Origin of the sequence: Mycobacterium sp. ST-F2 (assembly GCF_001905655.1) — a bacterium.
GTDB lineage: Bacteria > Actinomycetota > Actinomycetes > Mycobacteriales > Mycobacteriaceae > Mycobacterium.
The window spans coordinates 22,113-31,801 of record NZ_JMHT01000084.1 but is presented as its reverse complement, the minus strand read 5'-3'; the positions used below and the strand labels follow the sequence as shown (position 1 = coordinate 31,801).

Sequence of the window (9,689 nt, the reverse complement as noted above, 5' to 3'; positions counted from 1 at the left end):
TGCTCGACTCCGCGGTGACCGCCCGCGGCGCCGCCCCGCCACAATGGCTCGCCGACCGGCTCGCGGCCCGGCTGGCTGATCTGGGCAGCTACCCGACCTCCGCCGACGTCACCGCGGCCCGCGCGGCGGTGGCGGCCCGGCACGGCCGTGACCTGCATGAAGTGGCCCTCCTGGCGGGTGGCGCCGAGGGATTCGCACTGCTGCCGCAGCTGCGACCCCGTCTGGCGGCGCTGATCGCGCCGTCGTTCACCGAGCCCGAGGCCGTGTTCGACGCCGCCGGGGTGCCCGTCGCGCACGTGGTCCTGGACGCGCCGTTCCGGCTGTCCGGGGCGGCGGTGCCGGCCGAAGCGGACCTCGTGGTTGTGGGCAACCCCACCAATCCGACGGGCGTCCTGCACCGCCGCGACGAGATTCTGGCGCTGCGGGCGCCCGGGCGCATCGTCGTCGTCGACGAGGCTTTTGCCGATGCGGTGCCCGGCGAACCGGAGTCGTTGGCCGGGGAGTCGCTGCCCGACGTCGTGGTGTTGCGGAGCCTGACCAAGACGTGGTCGCTGGCCGGGCTGCGGGTCGGCTACGCGCTGGGCGCGCCCGAGGTGCTGGCACGGCTGACGTCGCGCCGCCCGCACTGGCCGCTGGGCACGCTGCAACTCGAGGCGCTGACGGCGTGCAGTGCGCCGGCCGCCGTCGCGGAGGCCGAATCGGGTGCGCGCCGGCTAGCCGACCTGCGGGCCGAGATGGCGGCGGGTCTGACGGCCGCCGGTTTTCCGGTTGCCGACGGCGTCGCCCCCTTTGTCCTGTTCTCGGTGCCAGACGCCGAGCTGGCCCGGAAGTACCTGGCGGAGAAGGGGATTGCGGTGCGCCGCTGCGACACGTTCGTCGGGCTGCCGGGCGGCTACCTGCGCGCGGCGGTCCGGCCGGAATGGCCGGTCCTGGTCGAGGCCCTACAGGAGGTGCTCTGGTGAGTGTGCCGTTGCGCGACATCATCGCCGCGCTGGACCGTGCATATCCGCCGGCCCTGGCGCACAGCTGGGACTCGGTGGGCCTGGTGTGTGGCGACCCGTCCGAGATGGTCGAGTCGGTGACCGTCGCGGTCGACGCGACCGCGGCCGTGGCGGCGTCGGTGCCCGACGGCGGGCTCCTGCTCGCGCATCACCCACTGCTGCTGCGCGGCGTGGACACCGTGGCCGCCGACACCGGCAAGGGTGCGCTGATCCACTCACTGATCCGCCGCGGCGCGGCACTGTTCAGCGCGCACACCAATGCCGACGCGGCCGCGCCCGGGGTATCCGACGCGCTGGCCGAGGCGCTGGGGCTGCAGGTCGACGGGGTGCTCGAGCCCGAGGAGGGGCGCGCTGACCTGGACAAATGGGTCGTCTTCGTGCCGCACGAAAATGCCGATGCGGTCCGGGACGCGATGTTCGCCGCCGGTGGCGGCCAGATCGGCGACTACTCGCACTGCAGCTGGACCACGGCGGGCGTCGGGCAGTTCCTGCCACACGAGGGTGCGACGCCGGCCATCGGGAGCATCGGTGCAGTTGAACTCGTGCCGGAAGACCGTGTCGAGGTGATCGCGCCGGCCCGGCTGCGTTGGGCGGTCCTGTCGGCGATGCGCGCCGCGCACCCCTACGAGGAACCGGCGTTCGATGTGCTCGCCCTGGCGCCGCTGCCGTCGGACGTGGGCATCGGGCGTGTCTGCTCGTTGCCGGAGCCGGAACCGTTGTCGGCCTTCGCTTCCCGTGTCGCGCGCGGGCTGCCCGCGACGTCGTGGGGGGTGCGCGCGTCGGGTGATCCGGACGCCATGGTGTCGCGGGTCGCGGTCTGTGGCGGCGCCGGCGACTCGCTGCTGGGCGCGGTGACCCGCTCGGGCGTCGACGTTTACGTGACCTCTGATCTGCGCCACCATCCGGCCGACGAACACCGGCGGGTGTCGGACGTGGCGCTGGTCGATGTGGCGCATTGGGCGAGTGAATTTCCGTGGTGCGAGCAGGCCGCCGGGGTCTTGCGTGCACAATTCGGTGATGCGTTGCCGGTGCGGGTCAGCCAGATCCGCACCGACCCCTGGAACGTCGAGATAACCTGCTGAGAGACGTGAACATGAAAGCTGAAGTGTCGCAACAACGTTTGTTGCTCGAGGTGGCCGAAGTGGACGCCGCGCTGACCCGCCTGACGCACCGGTCGACGCACCTGGTCGAGCAACAGCGCTTCGACGCGGTACAGGCCGAGCACCGCGAGGCCAACGATCGGCTGGCGGCGCTGAGCATCGCCGTCGAGGATTTGGACGCGCAGATCGCCAAGTTCGAGTCCGAGATCGATGCGGTGCGCCAGCGGGAGACCCGTGACCAGCAGCTGATGGACAGCGGTTCGGTCGGCGCCAAGCAGGTGGCCGAACTGCAGCACGAGCTGGAGACGCTGCAGCGCCGGCAGGCCGCGTTGGAGGAGCAGCAGCTGGAGATCATGGAACGCCGCGAAGAACTGCAGGGTGAGCAGAACGAGGAGCTCGCCCTGATCGATGCGCTCCAGGGCGATCTGACCTCGGCGCAGGTCGAGCGCGACCAGGCGCTGGTGTCCATCGACGAGTCGCGCAAGGTGGCGGCCGACCGGCGCAAGGCGCTGCTGGACTCGGTGGCCCCGGAACTGGCCGAGATGTACGAGAAACAGCGCAAGCTGGGCGGCCCCGGTGCGGGGCTGCTGCAGGGCAGCCGCTGCGGCGCCTGCCGCATCGACCTGGATCGTGGTGAGCTGTCCCGGGTTTCGGCCGCCGCTCCCGACGACGTGCTGCGTTGCCCCGAGTGCGGCGCGATTCTGGTGCGGGTCAAGGACTTCCGTGCGGGAGAAACCGGTCTGTGAGAGTTCTGGTCGAGGCCGACGGCGGGTCGCGCGGCAATCCGGGACCCGCGGGCTATGGCGCCGTGGTGTTTTCGGCCGACCGGGCCGAGGTGCTGGCAGAAAGTAGTGCCTCCATCGGCGTGGCGACCAACAACGTCGCCGAATACCGGGGGCTGATCGCCGGTCTGGAGGCCGCGGCCGCGTTGGACGCCGATGACGTTGCGGTGTCGATGGATTCCAAACTGGTGGTCGAGCAGATGTCGGGCCGCTGGCAGGTCAAGCACCCGGACCTGCTTCCGCTGAACCGCGAGGCGACGGCGTTGGCGCGGCGCTTCGGGCACGTGACCTACACCTGGATTCCGCGGGCGCAGAACTCCCACGCCGACCGGTTGGCCAATGAGGCGATGGACGCTGCGGCGGCACCGGCGGTTTCTCCAGCTGCGGTAGCCGAGTCGAAAGCCGCTGCGGCACAGCCGTCCCCACCCGGGTGGACCGGCGCCGTGGGCGCGCCGACCCGATTCCTGCTGTTGCGACACGGGCAGACCGAACTGTCGGTGCACCGGCGCTACTCGGGCCGCGGTAATCCGCCCTTGACAGAATTGGGTCGCGAGCAGGCCGCCGCGGCGGCGGCGTATATCGCTGGCATCGAAGGCATCTCGGCGGTGATCAGTTCGCCGCTGCAGCGGGCGCTGGACACCGCGAAGGCCGCGGCCAATGCGCTCGGCCTCGATGTGACCGTGGACGACGACCTGATCGAAACCGACTTCGGCGCTTGGGAAGGCCTGACCTTTCGCGAAGCGGCCGAACGGGATCCGGAGTTGCACCGCAGCTGGCTGGGGGACACCAGCGTCGCACCGCCGGACGGGGAGAGCTTCGATACGGTGACGCACCGGATTCGCCGCGCCCGCAACCGGATCATCGCCGAGCACGGCGCGACGACGGTGCTCGTGGTCTCGCATGTCACGCCGATCAAGACGATCCTGCGGCAGGCGCTCGATGCCGGGCCCGGCATCCTGTACCGGCTGCACCTGGATCTGGCGTCACTGAGCATCGCCGAGTTCTTCGGCGACGGCGGTTCCGCCGTCCGGTTGGTCAATCAGACCGCCTATCTGTAGGCCCATCTGATGCCGGCCGGACAACAACGGCTTCGACCCGAGCCCCGACTACCACGGCAGCGACGAGCTGGAGCACGGCCTCACCTGGTTCCCCTGGATCCTGCGCAGCGTCTTCCTGGCCCCGGCATATCCGGCGAACTAGCGGGGCGCTCGGGCTCATCGGTTCTCCTGTGACACAGTCGATCTGGAGTCGTCAACTTTCCTTGACCGGCAAGGAAAGTTGACGACTCCCGGCGAGGGTTGGTCGGAGAGAGGCTCGACGGCCGGGGCGCCTGGCCCGACGGGCTCAGTTGCGCACGTGCAGCTTCTCGCCATGCGGTCCGAAGATGGCGATCGCCTCCACGGGGCCGTCGACGGTGCCGAACCAGTGCGGCGTCCAGGTCGAGAACTCCACGGCCTCACCGGGTTTGATGGTGAAGTCGCGCTCGCCCAGCAGTAGCCGAAGGTTGCCCGACAGCACGTAGAGCCACTCCTGGCCGTCGTGCACTGGCAGCTCGGCCGGTGGCGTGCGCCGCCGCGCGCTCACGCGGATCTTGAACGTGTGCAGACCACCGGCCGGCCCGCCGCGGGTCAGCGGCCAGTAGGTGATGCCGCCGCGGGTGTGTGAGGACCCACGGACCCGCGGGTCCTCGGCCTCGGGTGCGCGCATGAGTTCGTCGGTGCTGATCGACAGCGCCGCGGCGAGCCGCGGCAGGTGGTCGAGCGCGAACCGGCGCTTGCCCGACTCCAGTCGGCTCAAAGTCGAGATGTCGATATCGGCCGCGCGTGCAACGTCTTCCAGCGTCATGCCGCGTTGTGTGCGCAGTTCCCGCAGCCTTCGCCGGACGCGCGCTTCGATGTCGTCGTCCTCAGGGTTTGCCTGCATGGCAAATCAGCTTGGCATTTTCGGCATCGCCCGGCAAGGTCGGTGTCATGAACAACGAATGGGAATGTGCCGTCGTCGGGGGCGGCGCGGCGGGGCTGAGCGCCGCACTGGTGCTCGGCCGCGCCCGACGACGAACGCTCGTGATCGACGCCGGCGAGCAGAGCAATCGCGCGGCACACGGCATCGGGGGACTGCTGGGCCACGACGGACGACCGCCTGCGGACCTGTACGCCGACGGCCGCCGCGAGTTCGCCCAGTACCCGTCGGTCCAGGTCGTCGACGGGCTGGTGACCGGCGCAACGGCGCACGACGGTCCCACGTTCCGGCTCGAACTCGCCGACGGATCTGTGCACCATGCCCAGCGGATACTCCTGGCCGGCGGCATGCACTACGAGGCACCCGACATCCCGGGGCTGAACGACCATTGGGGACGGTCGGTGTTCCACTGCCCGTTCTGCCACGGCTGGGAAGCGCGCGATCAGGCGCTGGCCGTCCTGGCCGACGGCGACCGGGCCGTGCACATGGCGCTCATGCTGCGCGGCTGGACCGACGACGTCGTCGTCGTCACGAACGGCCCCTCCGGACTGGACGACGACCAGTACCGCGCGCTGGCCGACGCCGGTGTGCAGGTCGATGAGCGCAAGATCGTCGAATTCGCCTCGCGCGACGGTGCATTGGCAGCCATCGTGTTCGCCGACGGCGACGAACTCAAGCGCGAGGGCGTGCTGGTGGCCAGCGCGCTACGGCAGCGGACCGACCTGGCGACTCAGCTCGGTGTGCGGATCGCCCCGCCCGGGCCGGCCGTCGTCGACGCCGTGAAGGTCGACCCGATGCAGCGCACGTCGGTGCCCGGCGTCTTCGCTGCGGGCGACGTCTGCGCACAGATGCCTCAGGTGGCTTCGGCGATCGCTGCCGGTTCCGCCGCAGCCGCCGCGATCGTGCAGAGTCTGCTGCACGACCAGTTCGGCCTACCCGTCATGCCCTGGCCCGTCTTCGATCAGCAGGAGGAGTCCGATGTCCACAACTGAAACGCCGCAAGAGCACTGGGAAGGCCGGTACGCGGAGAAGCCGCAGATGTGGAGCGGCCGGGTCAACGCCAACTTCGCGAAGATCGCCGGCGAGCTGCCCCCGGGCCGCGCACTGGATCTGGGGTGCGGCGAGGGCGCCGACGCGATCTGGCTGGCCACCGAGGGCTGGGAGGTGGTGGCGGTCGACATCGCCACCAACGCCCTCGACCGGGCGCGCAGTGCGGCCGAGGCCAGGGGAGTGGCCGGGCGCATCGACTTCCAGCACCACGACCTGTCGCACAGTTTTCCGACGGGCAGCTTCGATCTGGTGTCGGCGCAGTTCCTGCATTCCACGGTCCATCTGGAGCGCCGGCAAATACTGCAGCAGGCGGCAGCGGCCGTCGCTCCCGGCGGCACGCTACTGATCGTCGACCATGGCGAGGCGCCGCCCTGGGCCTCCCAACACATCCATGACCACCGCTTTCAGTCCGCCGACGAGGTCGTCGCCGAGCTCGATCTGCCCGACGAAGGCTGGCAGCCGCAGCACGTCGGTACTGTGGAACGCGAGGCGATCGGCCCTACTGGCGAAGCCGCCGTCTTGCGGGACAATCTGATCGTCCTGCGCCGCACGCACTGATCGGAGGGCACCAGGTGGTCAAACACCGGCTCGACATCCGACTGGTCGCGGAGTCGATGCTGTTGGTGACCGCCTGTCTGTGCCTGCTGTGGGGCAGCGTCGAGGCGGTCCAGGTCCTGACCGACGCCATGGGCAACTCACTGGCCACCTCCGGCGACTGGTCGCTGGGGCCGGCCGCCGCGCTGCTGGTGTACGGCCCGCAAAAGGTGTGGTCGGCCTGGGCCATCACGGTGCCGGTGATCGTGGTGTTCGGGCTCGGCCTGGCCGCGGTCCGCACTCGTCGGGACGGGCCGCGCTGGCTCAAGCAGGTGCTCCTGGCGTACGGCGCGGTAGTCGTGCTGGACTCGCTGGTCGCGGCGCTCTGACCAGCTGATATGGTGGTCCGCGCGGACGAGTTGGCCGGGCGGCCGCGGGACCGGAAGGTTTCGAGGAAAGTCCGGACTTCACAGAGCAGGGTGATTGCTAACGGCAATCCGAGGTGACTCGCGGGACAGTGCCACAGAAAACAGACCGCCGTCTGAGCCTGGTGCGAAGACGGTAAGGGTGAAACGGTGCGGTAAGAGCGCACCAGCATTCCGGGTGACCGGAGTGGCTAGGCAAACCCCACCCGAAGCAAGGCCAAGAAGGCCGCAACCTGGTTGCGGTTGCGCAGGTGCCCAAGGGCTGCTCGCCCGAGCCTGTGGGTAGGCCGCTTGAGGTACCCGGCGACGGTGTACCCAGATGGATGGTCGCCGCCTCGCCACCAGTAATGGTGGCGGGGAACAGAATCCGGCTTACAGGCCAGCTCGTCCGCCCCGCTACTTCTTCACCTTGCGCATCGCGCGAGCCAGCGCCTTGAGCGACGCGTCCAATTGCAGCCGGGCGTACTCGGCGACCTCGGCCTCCTGCTGGTACAGGATGCCGTAGGTGAAGGTGTCCTCGCCCGCGGCGTGGGCGGCTTCGGCCTGCTGGACCAGATGTCCGCGGCTGACGTAGCTGTCCTGGTGGTCGCCCAGGAGCGTTTGGATGTCCTTGGCGCAGTCGGCCACCTTCGACTCGCCCATGGCGGCAGCGGTGTAGCGAAGCCGCTTGGCGCCCTTGCGGATTTGGTGCAGCGCTTCCTCGCTGTCCTCGGCGCCCTCGGCTTCCGCCGATTCAGCCCGCCGCACCGACTTGCGGACGCGGCGGTAGGCGCCGCCGACGGTCACGGGCTTGGCGTCTTCGTCGGCGGTGGCCGGCTGGGTGTTGTCGACGACGATCGCGTCGAGCGCGTCGAGCAGGCGGAAGTACCGCTCCGACCGCATGGCCGTCAGCGACCGGCGCAGCCCGGACTGGTAGCGCCGCTGCGAGCCGTCGACGAGGCGCTCGCGCACCTGCCCACGAACCAGCTCCGGCGCCAGCCCCTTCAACGCGTCGTCGTACCGCATGGCGAGCACCTCGGCGTCGCGCGCCGTGCCCAGTACGGCGGCCAGCAGTTTCAGCTCGTCGAGCACCCACTCACGCTCGCCGAGATTCCCGGTCTCCTGCAGCAGGCTGCGGATCTTGCGGATCGTGACCCGCATCTGGTGCACCGAATCGAAGGCGTCGGCGCGGACGGCGCGATCCCAGTCGATCAACTCGGCGATGTGCGCCGCGATGGCGCGGTGCACCTTGTCCGTCGGCTCGGGCGCCGCCTGGGGCGCGTCCCCGCCCCGCGCCGCGGCGAGGACCTTGGCCAGCTTGGACCCGTGCCCGGCCGGCTGTGCGCCCGCGTCGAAGAGCCGGTTGGCCAGCCGGTCGAGCACCTCGGGACCCGAGTCGGCGGCCGCCGAATCCGCGCCGACCAGCTCCAGCTCCCACTCGCGCCAGTTCTGCAGCGACTCGCCCGCCGTGGCGGTGACCCGGTCGTCGCAGAACTCGGCCAGCTCGGTGTCGTCCGGCGTGTAGAGCATCGAGACGGTGCGCTCGGTCTCGATGCGGGCGACGGGCTGCAGCGAGCGGTCGCGCACGATGGCCAGCACGATGTCGCGCAGTTCGTCGGGCACGCTCTCGCGCGCCGCGGTGATCGGCAGCCGCACCTCGGTGCGCGCGTCGGCTCCGGCGGGCAGCTTCAGGTGCCAGCCCGCGTCGGTGCCGCCGGTGCGCCGGCGCAGGGTGATCTTGTGCGCCGCCAGATCATGATCCGGGGTGTCGAAGTACACCGCGTCGAGGTGCGCGACCGGCAGTTGCTCGACCCGGCCGACGGCGGACAATCCGTCGAACGACGGGGACACCGTGCTGTCGACCACCGCGAACTTGCGTTCAATCTCGGTGTGGCGGGACGGTTTACGCTTGCCAGCGGCCATGTTCACCTTCAGTTGCGACCCGGGACGGGCAGTACCAACGCTGCCATTAGGGTGCCATATCGCGACGCGGCACCCGCTGCCGATAACGTCTTGAAGCGTGACCGAATTCGAGACACTGAAGTTCGCCCAGTCCGGTGCCGTCGTGAATATCGTGCTCGACCGGCCCGAGGCGGCCAACGGCATGAACGACGCGCTCACCCGCGACCTCGCGAAGGCTGCCGCGCTGTGCGACACCGCCGGCGTGAAGGTCGTCACGCTCACCGGCGCCGGCCGGTTCTTCTGCGCCGGCGGCGACCTCAAGGCGATGGCTGCCGCCGAGGACCCGGGCGCGTTCGTCAAAGGCATCGCCGACGACCTGCACCGCGCCATGTCGACGTTCGCCCGCATGGACGCCGTGCTGATCACCGCCGTCAACGGCGTCGCCGCCGGGGCGGGCTTCCCGCTGGGCGTCTCCGGTGATCTGGTGCTCGCCGCCGAGTCGGCGTCGTTCACCATGGCGTACACCAAGGCCGGCCTGAGCCCCGACGGCGGATCGTCGTATGTGCTGCCGCGGCTGATCGGCCTGCGCCGGACGCAGGAACTCATGATCACCAACCGCGTGCTGAAGGCTGCGGAGGCCGCCGACTGGGGCCTGGTCACGCGCGTCGTGCCCGACGCCGAGTTGCCCGCCGCGCTGGAGGAACTGGCCGCCGAGGTCGCGACGCAGCCCGGCGGTTCGAACGCCGCCGTCAAGCAGCTGCTGCTGACCACCTACGGCGCCGACTACGAGACCCAGCTGGAACGCGAGGGCCGGCTGATCGCCAAGTGTGCGTCGTCGGCCGACGGCAAAGAGGGCGTCGGCGCGTTCGTCGGCAAGCGCAAGCCGGAATTCGCGTAACTGCTCTGCCGAGAAGACGCAAAACTGTCGCATTTCCCGGGAAATGCGACAGTATTGCG

Annotated in this window: 10 protein-coding genes and 1 other RNA gene; 9 read left to right on the top strand and 2 right to left on the bottom strand. The window is 70.0% G+C overall.

Annotation, left to right across the window (positions count from 1 at the left end; genetic code table 11):
• The 4 genes from cobC to EB75_RS26410 all read left to right on the top strand — a co-directional run.
• On the top strand, positions 1-962 hold a 962-nt coding region (gene cobC / locus EB75_RS26425), incomplete at its 5' end, for an Rv2231c family histidinol phosphate aminotransferase CobC (RefSeq protein ID WP_073698199.1).
• Entirely contained in the window at positions 959-2,083 is a 1,125-nt protein-coding gene (locus EB75_RS26420; protein ID WP_174557734.1) for a Nif3-like dinuclear metal center hexameric protein, read from the top strand. The genes cobC and EB75_RS26420, both read left to right, overlap by 4 nt.
• A gap of 11 nt (positions 2,084-2,094) precedes the next feature.
• Positions 2,095-2,847, top strand: a complete 753-nt coding sequence (locus tag EB75_RS26415; protein WP_073698200.1) for a zinc ribbon domain-containing protein — start codon at positions 2,095-2,097, stop codon at positions 2,845-2,847.
• Positions 2,844-3,941: a bifunctional RNase H/acid phosphatase gene (locus EB75_RS26410; RefSeq protein WP_073698192.1), complete on the top strand. Its 1,098-nt coding sequence runs from the start codon at positions 2,844-2,846 to the stop codon at positions 3,939-3,941. Before EB75_RS26415 ends, EB75_RS26410 begins: the two co-directional genes overlap by 4 nt.
• A gap of 286 nt (positions 3,942-4,227) precedes the next feature.
• On the opposite strand, the gene EB75_RS26405 is transcribed toward EB75_RS26410, so the two are convergent.
• Positions 4,228-4,806, bottom strand: coding sequence for a helix-turn-helix domain-containing protein (locus EB75_RS26405; RefSeq protein WP_020104419.1), 579 nt, complete (start codon positions 4,804-4,806; stop codon positions 4,228-4,230).
• 47 nt (positions 4,807-4,853) lie between these two features.
• On the opposite strand from EB75_RS26405, the gene EB75_RS26400 reads away from it, so the two are divergent.
• From EB75_RS26400 to rnpB, 4 genes are all read left to right on the top strand, one after another.
• The gene (locus tag EB75_RS26400) at positions 4,854-5,834 is read left to right on the top strand and encodes an NAD(P)/FAD-dependent oxidoreductase (RefSeq protein WP_073698198.1); all 981 of its coding nucleotides are present in this window, start codon (positions 4,854-4,856) and stop codon (positions 5,832-5,834) included.
• Positions 5,821-6,450 (top strand): class I SAM-dependent methyltransferase, encoded by a 630-nt coding sequence (locus EB75_RS26395; RefSeq protein WP_073698191.1) that lies wholly within the window; start codon positions 5,821-5,823, stop codon positions 6,448-6,450. The genes EB75_RS26400 and EB75_RS26395 overlap by 14 nt, the downstream gene beginning before the upstream one ends.
• A gap of 14 nt (positions 6,451-6,464) precedes the next feature.
• Complete coding sequence (locus tag EB75_RS26390; protein WP_073698190.1) at positions 6,465-6,815, top strand: hypothetical protein; 351 nt, start codon at positions 6,465-6,467, stop codon at positions 6,813-6,815.
• 26 nt (positions 6,816-6,841) lie between these two features.
• Positions 6,842-7,242: RNase P RNA component class A (gene rnpB / locus EB75_RS26385), an RNA gene on the top strand.
• Positions 7,243-7,247: 5 nt separating this feature from the next.
• Here the strand turns inward: rnpB and EB75_RS26380 are convergent.
• Positions 7,248-8,753 (bottom strand): CYTH and CHAD domain-containing protein, encoded by a 1,506-nt coding sequence (locus EB75_RS26380; protein WP_073698197.1) that lies wholly within the window; start codon positions 8,751-8,753, stop codon positions 7,248-7,250.
• A 97-nt stretch (positions 8,754-8,850) separates the two neighbouring features.
• Between EB75_RS26380 and EB75_RS26375 the strand changes: the two genes are divergently transcribed.
• Positions 8,851-9,630 (top strand): enoyl-CoA hydratase/isomerase family protein, encoded by a 780-nt coding sequence (locus tag EB75_RS26375; RefSeq protein ID WP_073698189.1) that lies wholly within the window; start codon positions 8,851-8,853, stop codon positions 9,628-9,630.
• Positions 9,631-9,689 lie beyond the last annotated feature (59 nt).